This is a genomic window from Guyparkeria sp. (genome assembly GCF_041687595.1).
Taxonomy (GTDB): Bacteria; Pseudomonadota; Gammaproteobacteria; order Halothiobacillales; family Halothiobacillaceae; genus Guyparkeria.
The window spans coordinates 1-15,100 of the sequence record NZ_JAWLBP010000021.1 but is presented as its reverse complement, the minus strand read 5'-3'; the positions used below and the strand labels follow the sequence as shown (position 1 = coordinate 15,100).

16 protein-coding genes and 1 tRNA gene are annotated in these 15,100 nt (G+C 66.7%); 10 read left to right on the top strand and 7 right to left on the bottom strand.

The window, feature by feature from the left end; all coding sequences use genetic code 11:
* The 5 genes from ACESL5_RS04995 to ACESL5_RS04975 all read right to left on the bottom strand — a co-directional run.
* On the bottom strand, nt 1-1,952 hold a 1,952-nt coding region (locus ACESL5_RS04995), incomplete at its 3' end, for a hypothetical protein (protein WP_372591684.1).
* Between the two features lie 93 nt (nt 1,953-2,045).
* Nucleotides 2,046-4,121 carry a methyl-accepting chemotaxis protein gene (locus tag ACESL5_RS04990; RefSeq protein WP_372591683.1) on the bottom strand — a complete coding sequence of 692 codons (2,076 nt, stop codon included), beginning with the start codon at nt 4,119-4,121 and terminating at the stop codon, nt 2,046-2,048.
* A 70-nt stretch (nt 4,122-4,191) separates the two neighbouring features.
* On the bottom strand, nt 4,192-4,740 hold the full coding sequence (locus ACESL5_RS04985; protein ID WP_372591682.1) for a chemotaxis protein CheW: 549 nt from the start codon (nt 4,738-4,740) through the stop codon (nt 4,192-4,194).
* A gap of 4 nt (nt 4,741-4,744) precedes the next feature.
* A complete protein-coding gene (locus ACESL5_RS04980) occupies nt 4,745-5,107 on the bottom strand; it encodes a PleD family two-component system response regulator (protein WP_372591681.1) in 363 nt (120 codons plus the stop codon).
* 75 nt (nt 5,108-5,182) lie between these two features.
* Nucleotides 5,183-5,614, bottom strand: a complete 432-nt coding sequence (locus ACESL5_RS04975) for a response regulator (RefSeq protein ID WP_372591680.1) — start codon at nt 5,612-5,614, stop codon at nt 5,183-5,185.
* 187 nt (nt 5,615-5,801) lie between these two features.
* On the opposite strand from ACESL5_RS04975, the gene gshA reads away from it, so the two are divergent.
* The 9 genes from gshA to ACESL5_RS04930 all read left to right on the top strand — a co-directional run bounded on the left by gshA (nt 5,802) and on the right by ACESL5_RS04930 (nt 12,879).
* Nucleotides 5,802-7,136 carry a glutamate--cysteine ligase gene (gshA, locus tag ACESL5_RS04970; protein ID WP_372591679.1) on the top strand — a complete coding sequence of 445 codons (1,335 nt, stop codon included), beginning with the start codon at nt 5,802-5,804 and terminating at the stop codon, nt 7,134-7,136.
* 28 nt (nt 7,137-7,164) lie between these two features.
* Nucleotides 7,165-8,109: a glutathione synthase gene (gshB, locus tag ACESL5_RS04965; protein ID WP_372591678.1), complete on the top strand. Its 945-nt coding sequence runs from the start codon at nt 7,165-7,167 to the stop codon at nt 8,107-8,109.
* Nucleotides 8,106-9,152 carry an FAD:protein FMN transferase gene (locus ACESL5_RS04960; protein ID WP_372591677.1) on the top strand — a complete coding sequence of 349 codons (1,047 nt, stop codon included), beginning with the start codon at nt 8,106-8,108 and terminating at the stop codon, nt 9,150-9,152. The genes gshB and ACESL5_RS04960 overlap by 4 nt, the downstream gene beginning before the upstream one ends.
* Before the next feature lie 35 nt (nt 9,153-9,187).
* Nucleotides 9,188-9,976, top strand: coding sequence for an energy transducer TonB (locus ACESL5_RS04955; protein WP_372591676.1), 789 nt, complete (start codon nt 9,188-9,190; stop codon nt 9,974-9,976).
* A gap of 168 nt (nt 9,977-10,144) precedes the next feature.
* On the top strand, nt 10,145-10,561 hold the full coding sequence (gene dksA / locus ACESL5_RS04950) for an RNA polymerase-binding protein DksA (RefSeq protein ID WP_372591675.1): 417 nt from the start codon (nt 10,145-10,147) through the stop codon (nt 10,559-10,561).
* Nucleotides 10,554-11,144: a peptidylprolyl isomerase gene (locus ACESL5_RS04945; protein ID WP_372591697.1), complete on the top strand. Its 591-nt coding sequence runs from the start codon at nt 10,554-10,556 to the stop codon at nt 11,142-11,144. Before dksA ends, ACESL5_RS04945 begins: the two co-directional genes overlap by 8 nt.
* A gap of 57 nt (nt 11,145-11,201) precedes the next feature.
* Entirely contained in the window at nt 11,202-12,353 is a 1,152-nt protein-coding gene (locus ACESL5_RS04940) for a ribonuclease D (RefSeq protein WP_372591674.1), read from the top strand.
* 20 nt (nt 12,354-12,373) lie between these two features.
* Entirely contained in the window at nt 12,374-12,598 is a 225-nt protein-coding gene (locus ACESL5_RS04935; RefSeq protein WP_372591673.1) for a BolA/IbaG family iron-sulfur metabolism protein, read from the top strand.
* A gap of 35 nt (nt 12,599-12,633) precedes the next feature.
* The gene (locus ACESL5_RS04930; protein WP_372591696.1) at nt 12,634-12,879 is read left to right on the top strand and encodes a DUF1244 domain-containing protein; all 246 of its coding nucleotides are present in this window, start codon (nt 12,634-12,636) and stop codon (nt 12,877-12,879) included.
* A gap of 117 nt (nt 12,880-12,996) precedes the next feature.
* Here ACESL5_RS04930 and ACESL5_RS04925 read toward each other — a convergent pair whose 3' ends face one another.
* Entirely contained in the window at nt 12,997-13,959 is a 963-nt protein-coding gene (locus ACESL5_RS04925; protein WP_372591672.1) for a hypothetical protein, read from the bottom strand.
* 127 nt (nt 13,960-14,086) lie between these two features.
* Between ACESL5_RS04925 and ACESL5_RS04920 the strand changes: the two genes are divergently transcribed.
* The gene (locus tag ACESL5_RS04920) at nt 14,087-14,857 is read left to right on the top strand and encodes a hypothetical protein (RefSeq protein WP_372591671.1); all 771 of its coding nucleotides are present in this window, start codon (nt 14,087-14,089) and stop codon (nt 14,855-14,857) included.
* 93 nt (nt 14,858-14,950) lie between these two features.
* On the opposite strand, the gene ACESL5_RS04915 is transcribed toward ACESL5_RS04920, so the two are convergent.
* Nucleotides 14,951-15,027, bottom strand: a tRNA-Asp gene (locus ACESL5_RS04915).
* Nucleotides 15,028-15,100: the final 73 nt, after the last annotated feature.

The following is a 15,100-nucleotide window of genomic DNA, read 5'->3' as shown; positions in this document are numbered from 1 at the left end:
GTATCCAGCCGCTGCTCTCGATCGCCCTCGTCGAGGGCGAAATCCAGCGCGTTCTCGAGTTGCTCACCCGAGGCATCTTCGGACTCCGTCGGCGCCTGTTCCGTGCTGGACGACGCCGCTGCCGGCTCTTGTTCCGGCTCGATCTGCCAGAAGTCCAGCAGCTCGTCCTGATCGGTGGACACCTCGGCCTCGGGCACGGGACTAGGCTCCGTCGGCGAGGCATCGACCTCGCTGACCGGGGCCGCCGCTGCCTCTGCGGTATCGGCTTCGCCGGCTTGCGGCTCGATCGTCGCCAGCAGGTCCGCGATACGCTGCTTCGGGCCATCGAGGAACCGGACGATCTCCTTGCGGAAATCGCGCAGATTCTCCAGATAGAACTCCACGGCGGCGAAGATCTCGCTCAGGGCGGACAGCGTGTGTTCGTCGCCGACGGGCGCTCCGAAACTCTGGGCCCGCGCCCAGCGCGCCAGTGCCTCCACCAGCGGCAGCGCGGCATCCCGGTCGGCGAGTCGGAGAACCTCACCGATGCCACCGAGGTTGTCCGCCGCCTGGCGGAAGGGATTGGCCCGGTCGCCGGCGTTCTCGCCGGCGTCCCCGGCCAGGCCGGCATTGACCTTTTCGCGAGCGGAGGCGAGGTTCTCGTACGCCGCCGTGGCGATCGCCCCGATGGATTCGGCCACGGTCTGGTCGTGAAGCGTGGCGCCCACCGCCGCACCGTCCATGCTGCGGGGAATGCCGGCCACCACCTGCTCGACCAGCATCACCGTGCCGGCAAGATCCATCAGCAGGGGGTCGTCGAGTTCGGCCGAACCGTTGATCACCTCAAGCAACCGCTCGGCGCCGTCGTTCAGCGCGTCCGCCGCCGCCACGTATCCCAGCGAACGCAACACGCCGCTCATCTGCTGGAACCGGGAGGTGATTCGGTTGAGTGGCTCGAGGTCGTTGCGCTTGCCGCGCGCGAAGAGGTCGAGCACGTCCTGCGTGACCAGGATCTCCTCCTGCAGGGCCTCGGCAACCGCGCCGAGTGCATGCGCGTCCAGTCCGACAAACCGGGCGGCCCCGTCAGCCCCTGCCAGCTGGGCACGCCAGTCGGCGGCCGTGTCGTCGCAGATGATCGCGTCGTCATCGACCTGGTCGAGCATGGCAACGAGAACGGTGGCCCCCAGATCGAGGCCCGCATGCTCGATCACGACCTCGCTGCGGGAACTCATCTGCAGGCGGAAGAGCTGCAGGACACGGCCCACGGCCCGCTTGAGCAGCGGTGAATACCGGTCGGGGTCCTGCTCGGTCAGCCGAAGCAGTTCGCCAAAGACCCGCACGGCGATGATCGCACTGCGGCTGCGCTCGTGGGCAATGATGCGCAGGGAGAGGTCCCGCAGTCCCGGCAGCACCGTCCAGTCGTTGCGCATGACCGAGAGCACCTCGCGCTCCATCTGCCGGAGCAACTGGCGCAACCGTTCCTCGGTCACGCCGTCGGCGTCCACGGACAGCTTGCCGAGTTCATGCTCGGCCTGAAGGAGGTAGGCACGGGAGGCGAGATCGCGCACGCCCAGGGCAGGTTGACCCATGCTGCCCCGCAGCCGGTTGACCATCGGCAGGAGGCTAGGCGCATTGACGGCCGCGCCGGTGGACATGCGGTCCAGTAGCGCCCCGAGCAGGGCGGCCGACTCGATCTGGGCAGACAGTGCCGTGTCGTCCTCGGCGCCCACCCGCTCGATCGCTTCCAGCGCGGCCAGCTGGGTCCGGATGAGCACCCGGACCAGCTGGATATCCACCATGGCGAAGACGCGGTCGAGGGTTTGCAATGCCAGGGTGGCATCGAAGACGTGCTCGGTGACGTTCTCGCCCTCAGAAAGCTGCTCGAGCGCTCTCAGCAGCTCCGCCAGCCGTTCTTCCAACCCCTCACGGAGCCAGTCGAAAACGATGGCGTCGACTTTCCTTTCTGTCCGCATCTCAGTTCACCGCCTTTCGGCATCCCGCCTGCTGGAACACCCGGGGCATGCTGTGCCCCGAATCCGGATTCATGCTTTCTAGAGCCGGCGACCTCAGGCCCGCTTTTCGGCAGGCTCGGCCCACTCCTCGTCCGAGGATTCGAGCTGCGGCTCGTCCCGCTCCGGCATGGTAAAGCCGGCGACCGAACGGTTGAGCTCCTCGGAGAGCGAGCCCAGCTCCCCGATCTCGTCCGCCGCCAGGGTGGCATTGTCGGCCGTCTGCTGGGTTTCCTGACTAATCCGGTTGACCGCCTCACGCAGCTCGGTCGCGACCGAGGCCTCCTTCTGGGCCACCGAGGTGATGTCGTTGATCTGCTGGGAGAGCTTCAGCGAGACGCTCTCGATCTCCGACAGCGCCTTGCCGGCGTTCTCCGCCAGGGTCGCCCCGTCGACAACGTTGGAGGTGGTCTGCTCCATCGCGAGCATCGCCTCGGAGGTGTCGGTCTGGATGGTGTTTACCAGCAGCTCGATCTGGCGGGTCGCGTCACTGACACGCTCGGCGAGGCGCTGCACCTCGTCGGCGACCACCGCGAAGCCTCGGCCGGCCTCGCCCGCCATGGCCGCCTGGATGGCGGCGTTCAGTGCCAGGATGTTGGTCTGGTCGGCGATGTCCGTGATCAGGCCGACGATGTCCCCGATCTCCTGGGAGGATTCACCCAGACGCTTGAGTCGCTTGGAGGTCTCCTGGATCTGCTCCCGGGTCTGGTTCATGCCCTTGATGGTCTCCCGCACGGCATCACCGCCGCGGTGGGCCACGTCGACCGAGGATTCGGCGATCTGGGCCGACTGCTGGGCGCTGACCGAGACGCTCTGGATCTCGTCGGACATCTGCGCGATCGCGTCCGAGATCTCGGTGATCCGCTGGGCCTGGCCACGGGATTTCTCCGCCAGGGCGCGGGAGCTGTCCTGGGAGTTCCGCACCGCCTCGGCAACGCGTACCGAGGTGTCGTTGATGGTACCGACGAGGTCACGCAGGGCGTCAATGGTGTAGTTGACCGAGTCGGCGATCGCGCCGGTGATGTCCTCGGTGACCGTGGTATGCGCGGTGAGGTCACCGTCGGCCAGCGTCATCATCTCGTCGAGGAGACGAAGGATCGCGGCCTGGTTCCGCTGGTTGGTCGCCTCGGTCTCGGCGAGCGCCTGGCGGGACTCGCGAACCAGCGTGACACCGAGCCAGATCAGGAACAGCAGGGCAATCGCGCCAGTGGCGTAGCCGATGTAGATGAACTGGGCCGCCTCGTTCTGGTCGTTGGCCAGCGTCTCCGCGAACTCGGAGGTCGCGCCGGTGAATTCGCCGGACAGCCGATCGATTTCGCGGGCGGCCTGGTTGGCGGCCAGCAGTGCCGGCGCCTGCTCGAGTACGGAGGAAACCAGCTGGTTGACCGTGGCAAAGAGCACCCCGACCTCGCGCAGGCCGTCGCGGACCTGCGGATCGCTCACCCGGGGGGCCATGCGGTTGCCGTTGAGCAGGCCGTTCAGGACGCCACCGAACAGCGCCACGTCACGACCGAAGCGCTCCGAGGCGTTGACCGCCTGCTCGCCGCCGCCGGTGATCTCGTCGAGGGTGGTGCCGATGCGCTCGACGAACATGAGCTGCCGGGTCGCCAGATAGATCACGCTCGGCGGGGCCTCGTTGGCCACCAGTGACTGCACCACGTCATCCGAGGCCGCGGTGAGATCCGGCAGGATTTCATTGATCTGACGCGACTGCTCGCCGACCCCCAGGATCGCCGAACGCCCCTCGAGCACCTTGCTGAGCGACTCGTTGTACTCCGACCAGCGTGACGCGACACCGGCCAGCATCCGCTCACGCGATGCGGGCACCTCCATGTGCGGGTTCTGCGCATCCTGACCCTGCAGGGCGTTGAGGTTGTCGGTCAGGTCCGCACGGATCGACTGCACTCGATCGAAGGCCTCCTCGTTACCACGGCTGGCCCGCAGGACCTCGATCGTCAACTCCTGAGCGTTTCGCTCGAGCGCGGCGCCGGCGAGGCGTCGTTCGAGGAAATCCTGATCTCGCTGTGCCGAGTAGATGAACACGACAACGGTCGCGACCAAGGCGAGCACCGCGAGAACCACGAGGACAAGTATCTTGCGGCTGATGCCGCCCATCCGTGCGCCAAGACTCATAGCTGCCACTTACTCCTGAATGGAATTCATCGTTGTAGTTGTTCTGACGGAAAATCCCTGCCGACCCGCATCACGCCACCGCGTTGAGGAAGCCGTCGCTGCTCAGCAGCGAACGAAGCTCCAGAATCGGCAGCCATTCCTCGTTGACCTGCACCTCCTGGCTGAACCCCGGCAGGGCCGCGAGATCGCGATTGTGCTCGGATTCGCTCAAGGGGCGTTCACCGCCATGGGTCACCTGACGGATGCCGTAGGACCGCTCCACCATGAAGGCCGTGGCGGCTGCAGAGTGCTTGGCGAGAAAGACCACGCCGTGACGGGAGGCGGGGGTCGGCGTGTCAAACCAGAAGCGGCCCAGGTCGAACACGCCGGTCAGCTCGCCCCGGACGTTGGCCAGGCCGACCACCCAGCTGCGCGCGCCCGGGAGGACGACAGTCCGGGGCGGTGCGAGGATCGCGCGGACCTCGTCCAGCGCGACCAGCATGCGGCGCCCCTGGACGGCGAACAGGATTCCCTGCCAGGTGCGCGCATGCTCTTCGTTGCGAGGCAGACCCACCGCATGCTGCTCGACCTGGGAAACGATCCAGCCGAGATAGTCGAAGACGTCCTCTGCGCGCTGCATGCCGTCAGCCGATCACGTTCTTCAGCACGTCGATCAGGTCCGCTTCCTTGACGGGCTTGACCAGGTATTCCTTGGCGCCCTGGCGCATGCCCCAGATGCGGTCTGTCTGCTGGTCCTTGGTGGTGACGATGATGACCGGGATATCGGCCGTCTCGCTGTCCTTGTTGAGGGTCCGAGTGGCCTGGAAGCCGTTCATCCCCGGCATGACCACATCCATCAGCACGGCGTCGGGGCGGACACTGCGCACCAGCTCGATGCCCTCCTCCCCGCTGCTCGCCACGGACACCTTGTGTCCGTTCTTCTCCAGAATCGACTGGAGTACGTATACCTCGGTCGGAGAGTCGTCAATGACAACGATGTGAGCCACTACCCTGTCCTCGTAGAAAATTTCCGCATGTTATTGGTGGCGCCACGACAGCCCCGTGACGCCGGAATTCGTGCATCAGTCGGCCGCGACCCCTTCGCCGGCAACCGCGCGATCCTCGGCGAACCGCCGCACGGCCGTCAGGATCTCGTCACTGTTGAAGGGCTTGGTGAGATAGTCGGAAGCGCCAACGATGCGTCCCCGCGCCTTGTCGAAGATACTGTCCTTGCTCGAGAGCAGGATGATGGGGGTATCGGCGAAGCGGTCGTTGTTCTTGATCAGCGCGGTGGTCTGGTAGCCGTCGAGGCGAGGCATGAGGATATCGATGATCACCACGTCCGGGTCGAAACTGCCGATTCGCGCCAGCGCGTCGAAACCGTCGATGGCGCTCTCCACCTCGCAACCGGCCTTACTGAGAATGCTGTCGGCCGTGCGCCGGATGGTCTTGCTGTCATCGACCACCAGGACCCTCAGGCCATCGAGGCTTGCATGATTGTCTGTCGCTTCCATGTATTCATCCTTGCTGCTGGCCGATGTCGTGCCGTGCCTACCTGCCGGAATGTAACCAACGCGGCAGGGTTTGGCAAACACCCGTCCACGGAAACTCGGCGCGGGCTTCGTTTACAATGGGAGGCCAAGTCGCCCCGCCCACCCGCGGCCCGGGGCCCAAACCCGTGAAGACTGGGACGAAAACCGGATGACAGACAACCAATCAGCCCTGCAACTGGACCGCACCGACCAGACACCGGAACTGGCGGCCACCTACTGCGGCCCGCTGCTGATGATCGAGTCGCACATCATCGACAACCGCCGGCAGATCGAGGCCTGGTTCCGCGAGCAGTGGCGGCGCACGCCCGCTCCCTTCTATGCCTCGGTCGACCTGCGCAACGCCGGCTACAAGCTCGGACCGGTGGACACCAACCTCTTCCCCGCCGGGTTCAACAATCTCAACCACAGCTTCGACCCCCTGGTGGTGCATGCCATCCAGTCGGCGGTCGAGCACGCCTGCCCCGAGGCGCGCGGGATGCTGATCATTCCCGAGCGGCACACGCGCAACCTCTACTACCTCGAGTCGGTGGCCACCATGGCCGATCTCTTCGAGATGGCCGGATTCGAGACCCGCATCGGCTCGCTGGAAGACATCGACGCGGCCCAGACCTTCGACCTGCCCTCGGGCCGCAAGCTGGTGCAGCACCCGATCTGTCGCGTTGGTCGACGGATCGAGGTGGACGGCTTCTCGCCCTGCACCATCGTGCTCAACAACGACCTGTCCGGCGGGCGCGAGGAGATACTGGAAGACATCGAGCAGACCGTGGTGCCGCCCACCTCGCTGGGCTGGTGGAACCGCTCCAAGTTCAACCATTTCAGCCACTACCAGAGCCTCTCGCAGGAACTGGCCGAGCTGATCGACCTCGACCCCTGGCACCTGTCTCCGATGATACTCGACTGCGGCCAGATCGATTTCATGAAGCGCGAGGGCGAGGCCTGCCTGGAGCAGAAGGTCGGCGAGATGCTCGAGGCGATCCAGGCCAAGTACGACGAACTGGAGATCAAGGAAAAGCCGTTTGTCGTGATCAAGGCGGATGCCGGCACCTACGGCATGGGCGTGATGATGGCGCAGTCGACCGATGACGTGGTCGGCCTGAACCGAAAGCAGCGCACCCGCATGGCCGCATCCAAGGAGGGCCGCGGCATCAACCGCGTGCTGATCCAGGAAGGAATCTACAGCTTCGAGCAGCTCGGCTCGAACGGGCACGTTGCCGAGCCGGTGCTCTACATGATCGACCGGCACGTGGTCGGGGGCTTCTACCGCGTTCACACCAAGAAGGGACAGAGCGAAAACCTCAACTCCCCGGGCGCGGAGTTCGTGCCTCTACCCTTCACGCAGCCCTGCGTGCTGCCGGCGCCCGATGCCTCGCCCGACAGTGACCAGAACCGGCTGTACTGCTACGGCGTGGTCGCCCGCCTCGCCCTGCTCGCCGCGGCCCGCGAGCAGCAGGACCTGCTCGGGGGCGAGGACGAGCCCGCCTGACAACCAGAACTACTTCGGAGTCGACAAGATGCGCCTGGCCGTCGTGATGGATCCGATCGAGCGGATCAAGCCCTGGAAGGACACCTCCTTCGCGTTTCTGCTCAGCGCGCAGGCACGCGACTGGGAGTGCTGGTACATCGAGCCGGAGTGGCTGTTCTTCGCCGACGGTCGCCCGCGGGCCTCCTGCGCGCCGGTGCGCGTTTTCGACCGCGCCGAGCGGTTCCATGAACTGGGCGAGAAGCAGGTCCGCGACCTGGCGGATTTCGACATCGTCCTCCAGCGTCAGGACCCGCCGATCGACCTCGATTACCACTACGTCACCGGCCTGCTGTCCCTGGCCGAACAGGCCGGGGTCGTGGTCGCCAACCGGCCCGACGCCGTGCGGGCGGCCAACGAGAAGCTCCTTGCCCAGCACTTCCCGCAATTCTGCCCGCCGACACTGGTCAGCCGCTCGATCGAGCAATTGCACGCCTTTGCCGCCGCGCAGGGTGAGATCGTGGTCAAGCCGCTGGACGCCATGGGCGGCGCGTCCGTGTTCAAGATCCACGAAGACGACGTCAACGCCCAGGTCATCCTCGAGGTGATGACCCGCGACGAGACCGAGCTGGTCATGGCCCAGCGCTACCTGCCCGAGATCCGCACCGGCGACCGGCGCATCCTGCTGATCGACGGCGAGCCGGTCGATCACGCCCTGCTGCGTGTGCCGGGCGAGAAGAGCTTCCGCGCCAACCTCGCCGCCGGCGGTCGCGGCGAGGTGGTGCCGCTGCGTGAGCGGGACCGGGAGATAGCCGCCGCCGTGGGGCCGTGGCTGGCCGAGCGCGGCCACTGGTTCGTCGGCCTGGACGTGATCGGCGACTGGCTGACCGAGATCAACGTCACCAGCCCGACCTGCGCCCGCGAGATCAGCGCCGCCTGCGGCATCGACGTCACTGGCCGGATGCTCGACTTCCTCGCCACCCGCGTGACGCGATGATCGACCGCGGCAGACGACGACTGCTGGGCGGGTTCGCGTCCCTGCTGCCCATGGTCGGCTGCGGCGGACCGGAAGAGGCGATCGAGGCCGGCTTCACGGTCTTCGACCAGGTCTGGACGCTCCGCTTTCACGCCACTCCGCCCGAACGGGTGAACGCCGCGGTACGCGCCGCCGAGGAGATCGTCGAACCCCTCTACCGCCGCCTGCATCCCTGGAAGGACGGCGAACTGACCCAGCTCAACCGCCGCCTCGCCCGGGACGGCGAGGCGCCCGTCAGCACCGAGATCCGGGAACTGATCGCGGTCTCACGGCGGCTGTTTGATGCCACCGGGGGACGTTTCGACCCCAGCGTCGGCGGCCTGATCGAGATGTGGGGCTTCCATTCCAACGCGGGCGACCACAGTCCGGCCCCGCCCTCGGAAGCCGAAATCGACGAGTGGCTCGAGCATGCACCCTCGCTCGACGACGTCCATGTCGAGGGAGAGCGTCTGCACGTCAGCAACCCTCGCGTCCAACTTGATTTCAACGCGCTGGCGGAAGGCTACGCCGCCACGCGGGTGCTCGACGCACTCGAGGCACTCGGGGTAGAGAACTGCCTGCTGGATACCGGCGGCGACCTGTTCACACTGGGGTCGGCCGGCCTGAGGAGCTGGCAACTCGGCATTCGCGATCCGCGCGGCGATCACGTGCTGGGCGGGGTGATGGCCAGCGGCAGGCAGGCCCTGTGCAGCTCCGGGGACTACCAGCGGCGCCTGCGCTATCGGGGCCGGACCTGGAGCCACATCCTGGACCCACTGACCGGTCGGCCCGCGCAAGTGAACACGGGCACCACGGTGCTGGCCGCGGACGCCCCCCTGGCCGACGGGGCGGCCACGGCCCTGATGCTCACCGCCCCGGAAGACGCCGGTCGACTCGTCCGGGATCTGCATCTGGACGGGGCCCTGCTGGTTACCCGTGACGGAGACCTGTGGCGGGATGCCGGCATGGCCGCTAAGATGGTCGACCTCACTCAGCCCCGTCAGGGCAGTTGGCAGGAATTCTGACCCTGCCGACAAGGAAAATGGAGATCGCCGAACGCATGGCCGTACTGTCGACAAGGACGAGACAGGGCATACCCGCTGAACCACTGGACTCATCACGGGCCCTGAAGGTCGCCGTGGGAATTGCCGTGGTGGTCCACCTGATCATCCTGCTGGTCGAGATCACGCAGCCTGAGGCCGAAACCCCGCCGATGATCGAGATCACGCTGGATGCCCCGCAATCCGACCGGACACGCGACGCCGGCCAACGGCTGACGGATCTGGCCGAGGACACGCCCACCAAGCCCGCCCTGGCCGGTCAGGCCGGCCCGGAAAGCCCGACCGACTCATCCATGGACGAGGGAGCCGGCCACCAGCGCAAGGGGGCCTCGGGAGCGAGCGACAGCAACCGCCCCATCTCCACCCAGGACCAGATCGACCAGCTCCACGCCCAGGTGAACGCCGCCCTGCGCACCGGCTACGTCACCAGCCGCACCCAGAACGGCCCCGAGGGCCACTATCTGGCTCGCTGGAAGCGGCAGATCGAGGTCTACGGCAACCAGCACTATCCCCGCGCGCTGATCGACGAGAACATCTCGGGCGAGGTCGTGCTCGAGGCCACGATCAGCAAGGACGGCAAGGTGCTCAACCTCGCCATCCGCCGCTCCTCCGGCAGCACGACACTGGACAATGCCGCCCGCAACCTGCTGCAGGCGGCCTCACCCTATCCGCCGTTCCCACCGGAACTGGCGGAAAAACGCGACCGGCTGGTGATCACGAGAACCTGGGTGTTCACCAGTGACCGGCAGGTGTTCGACCAGACCACGCGGGAGCGGACAACCCCTTGATTGGCAACCGCCAATCCGCCGGGGTGGGCGTTGCGCTCCCGATCATGCGCCCCTATACTGCCCGACGCCCGTTGGCGACCGGGCAGCGGATCCTCAGGGCCGCACCACAAGCCGTTTTCGGCGCCAACCCATTTTCAGTGCCTGCTCGGGCAGAGGTGGTAAAAAGACATGGCAGTTGAACTCCCGGAAGGTTACAAGCCCTCGGAAGACGAGGAATACATGAACCCGATGCAGCTGGAGTACTTCCGGCAGAAGCTCCTTGCCTGGCGCGAGCAGTTGATGACCGAGTCCGACTCGACCATCAACCACCTGCGCGAGGAAAACTGGCAGGAGCCGGACATCAACGACCGGGCGACGCTGGAATCGGATGCCGCGCTCGAACTGCGCACCCGGGACCGCTACCGCAAGCTGATCAACAAGATCGACAAGGCATTGAAGCGCATCAACGACGGCGACTACGGCTTCTGCGAGGAGACCGGCGACGAAATCGGCCTCAAGCGGCTCGAGGCCCGGCCGATCGCCACGTTGACGATCGAGGCGCAGGAGCGCCACGAGCGCCTGGAGCGGGTCCATCGTGATGACTGATCGCCTTTCGTCCGCCTTGGCGGCCGCCGCCGGCCTGCTCTTCCTGGCAGGTACGGCCGCTGCGGCTGCCGACACGCAGGCGCGCATGCAAACCTCTCATGGTCCGATCGTCATCGAGCTGTTCGACGACCGAGCCCCCGAGACCGTGGCGAACTTCATCGAGTACGCCGAATCGGGCTTCTTCGAGGGCACGATCTTCCATCGGGTCATCCCCGGCTTCGTCATCCAGGGCGGCGGCCTGACCGAGGACTTCCAGCGCAAGGAAACCCGCGCGCCGATTCCCAACGAGGCGGGCAACGGCCTGAAGAACCGCGTGGGCACCTTGTCGATGGCCCGTACCTCGGATCCCGATTCGGCCACCTCGCAGTTCTTCATCAACCTGGCCGCCAACCCCTCGCTGGACCGGCGTGACGACAGCGCCGCCGGCGCGGGCTATGCCGTGTTCGGCGAGGTGATCGAGGGCATGGACACCGTCGAGCGCATCGCCGACATCCCCACCGGCGCCAGCGGCCCCTTCCGCGGGGACGTGCCCCGGGAGACGGTGCGTATCGAGTCGGTGGAGATCATCGAGTCAGACGACTGACCGGCATGGGTCTCTCCCGCTCGCCGACGCACGCACCTGCCGACAGCGCCTGACCGCATGAGTGTCGACGCGCCCACGGTCCACCTCGTCACCCGCAAGGAGCAGCTCGACGAGCTGCTTGACGCCATGGCCAAGGCGGACTACCTGCCGCTGGACACCGAGTTCGTCCGCGAGCGCACCTACTTCCCCCGACTGGCCCTGCTGCAGATCGCCACGCCGGGTACCGTCTGGCTGGTCGACCCGCTGGCGGGGCTCGACCTCTCCCCGCTCTGGGAACGCATCGTCTCGACCGACAAGCCCGTCGTCCTGCACGCCGCCGACCAGGACCTCGACCTGATCCTGACGGCGGCCGGACGCCTGCCGCGGCAGGTGTTCGACACGCAGATCGCCGCGGAACTGCTCGGCATCGGGGCACAGCTGAGCTACGCCGCCCTGGTCGAGAAGCTGCTCGGCATCGCGCTCGACAAGGCGCAGGTCCGCAGCGACTGGCTGGCCCGCCCTCTCTCCGAGGCGCAGTGGGACTATGCCGTGCAGGACGTCTTCCAGCTCGGACGGATCTTTCCCCTGCTGCACGAGCGCCTGGCACGGACCGGCCGGCTCGAGTGGATGGACGAGGAAACCGCGCGGCAGACCGACCCGGCACGGTTCGCGCCCGCCGATCAGCGTCGATGGAAGAAGGTTCGCGGCGTGCAGACGCTCAACCGGGCCGGCCTGGCCGTCCTCCGCCCCCTCACTGCCTGCCGCGAACAGCTCGCCCGCGAGCGGGACCTGCCTCGCCGCTGGGTGTGGCGCGACGAGGCCCTGCTGGAGCTCGCCCGGGCCATTGCCGGTCTGCCCCACCCGGTGGACCCCGGTCAGATCACCCCCATGCTCGAAACCGGTCGCAGCCCACTGCGCGGCGACGACGACCGCATCCGGCGCCTCGCCGATGCCATCGCCCGCGAGCTGGATCGACCGCCCAGCCACTGGCCGGAGCTCCGTCGTGGCCCCGCCCTGCCGCCGGAGGACCGGGAACTGTTAAAATCCCGCCGAAACCGGCTCGAGCAGTTGGCCGAACGGGAGTCGATATGCCCGTCCCGGCTGGCCACCAGCGCCGAGCTGAAACATCATCTGGCCAACCCGGATCGGCCATCACGACTCAACCAGGGATGGCGTGCCGACCTGCTTGCCCCCGTGCTGCGGGACGCGCGCCAACCCGACTCCCCATAAGACCGGAGGAACATCCGCAGATGACCGACAACGAGATCATCGAGCTGATTCAGGCCGAACTACCCGACGCCCGGGTGCGTCCGGACGGCGAAGGCTGCAATTTCCGCATCGCGGTGACCAGCGAGGCCTTTGTCGGCAAGTCGCTGCTCCAGCAGCACCAGATGCTCAACCGCATCCTCAAGCCGGCCCTGGAATCGGGCGCGCTGCACGCCGTTACCTACGACACGCGCACCCCGGACCACTGATCCCCATCCTCGCGAGGAGAACCCTGCCCATGCCGATCGATTCGAGCAACCGTGATCAACTCGAGGCGGCCGCCTTCCGTCGCCTGGTGGCCCATCTGCAGGAACGCACCGACGTGCAGAACATCGACTTGATGAACCTCGCCGGTTTCTGTCGCAACTGCCTGTCCCGCTGGCTGCGCGAGGAAGCCGAAAGCCGTGGCATCGAGCTGGATGACGCCGAGGCGCGCGAGCATGTCTACGGCATGCCCTACGAGGAATGGAAGCAGCGCTACCAGAAGTAGTCCCGCCGCACCGGACCCGGTGCCCGCAAGAAACCGCCCGGCCGGATCACTCCCGGACCGGGCGGTTTGCGTTGGGCGGGCCGATTGGCGCCGCGATCCCCCGGCACCGGGGCAGCGTCACAGCAGGTCGGGCCACTCACCGTCGGCAATGGCCTTTTCGGCACGCTCGCGGTAGAAGGCCACGTCGGCGTTCTGGAACGACCGGGTATCGTTGGCGGTCATCACCCGGTACCAGCCGGTATGGATCGCGAGGATCTCGTCAGCGGAATATCCCGGCACCTCGCGCGGATCGGCGCTGATGTCCGCGAGGTCGCCGAGCTGATCCTCGAGGATCTCGTGCAGCCGCACGATGACGGCGGCCAACGGGTCATCACGATGACTCGGCGTGGTCCCGCCGAGGATCCGCTCGGCCTCCTCGACCGACTCGGGATGCGCCTCCAGCTTCTCGGCGACCTCGTCGAGCATGGGAGCCGCCTTCTGCAGCGCTCGCGTGGCCGGCACCGGGAAACCGCGACCCTGGGTCGAGACCACCTGCGCCTTGGCGATCTGCATGGCCGTGACCATCTTCGGCAGCCCCGTCTCGCGGGCTCGCCGAATCGCGACATCGAGACGATCCGGCGTCATCCCCATGCCGCTGCCGAGGTACTTGAGGTAGGCGATGCTCAGGTTCTCCCGCTCGAGGTAGATCTGGCTGCCGCGACGATAGGGCATCACGTCGCCCGCGGGCAGGCGCTGTTCGATCACCAGCTCCTCGGGGTCGTCGGACACGACCCGAGCGCCGGCCAGCGGTGTGCCGCCCGAGGGGTGGCAGGTCCCACTGAGCGTCTTGCCCTTGCCGGTCTCGACCTTGTTGATCTTCAACGTGAGCGTGCCGTCCTCGTGGATCTCCTCGACCATGCCCTCGGCATAGCCGTCGAGTTCGGGATTGGGCTGGAACATCGGCACGAACACCTTCTCGCCCACCGAGAATTCCGCCGCCTGGGCGAGCCCCGCCATCAGAAGCATGGCCGCGACCATGCAGGCGACGGCCAGATGATCGATAATTCCCCTCACGCCCGGGAAAGCCCTCGTCAACATCATTCTTTCCTCGACTCGTCTTCGTTCATTCTGCGTACACACCCATGGAACCACAGAGACCGCGCCGACACCCCGAAGTTCTGCCTGCCGGTAACCACGCCCACGCCTCGTCGGCGCAGCGGGGGACCGCGTGAAACATCGAATACTGGAGAGGCAGCGTGATCCATTCGGCACGCTGGAGGTCACCGAGCAGGGTGGCGAGGTGTCCCTGCACTTCGGCAACCAGACAGCCCAGTCGGCGTGGCGCCCCGAGGCACCCGAGCGGCTGTCGTTCGCCTACTACAAGGCCATGACCCTGCCGGTGGCGCTACACCCTGATCCTTCGCGGATCGCCATGCTCGGTCTCGGCGGCGGCGTCATGGCGAAGTTTCTTCTCGAACATACCGAGTCTAGCATCCACGCGACCGATCTGCGTGAATCGCTCGGGCCGATCGCCTCCCGTCATTTCGGCCTGGCGCTCGACCACCCCCGGCTCACTCTGGAATTCGCCGACATCACCGACCCGGATTGGCACCCGGGCTGGCAGCGGGCCGACCTCCTCCTGCTAGACGTATTCGACGATGAGGGCATGGTCCGACTGCCGGACGAGACGGTCGAAAGCCTGGTGGCCAGGCTCGACGACGGGGGGCTGGTCTGCGTGAATGTCTGGCGCAACACGATGCGGGCGGTGGTCGACATCCATCGGCAGTTTGCCGCCCATCTCCACCAGGATGCCCTGGTGGCGCACATCCCCGACCGACTGAACACCGTGTTGATCTACCGCCGCCAGCCTTGGCAGCCAGCCGACCTGGAGGCCGGCTTCAAGCGGATGACGACGGACGCGTCGGCCACCCTGCAACGGGCACAGGGCGAGGCCTGGCAGTGGCTGCAGCCCCTGCGCGGCCAGCCGAGAAATCCCTGACCCGGACAGGCCGGGCGAGGGAGCGGGCATTGCCCGGGCGACTCGGGGATTCCAGACGAAGAAAGGCCCGCCAGAGGCGGGCCTTTCGGAGTGTGGCGCAGCGGACGGGACTCGAACCCGCGACCCCCGGCGTGACAGGCCGGTATTCTAACCAACTGAACTACCGCTGCTTTTGAGATGATGGTGGGTGGTGAGAGGCTCGAACTCCCGACCTAAGCCTTGTAAGGGCTCCGCTCTACCAAC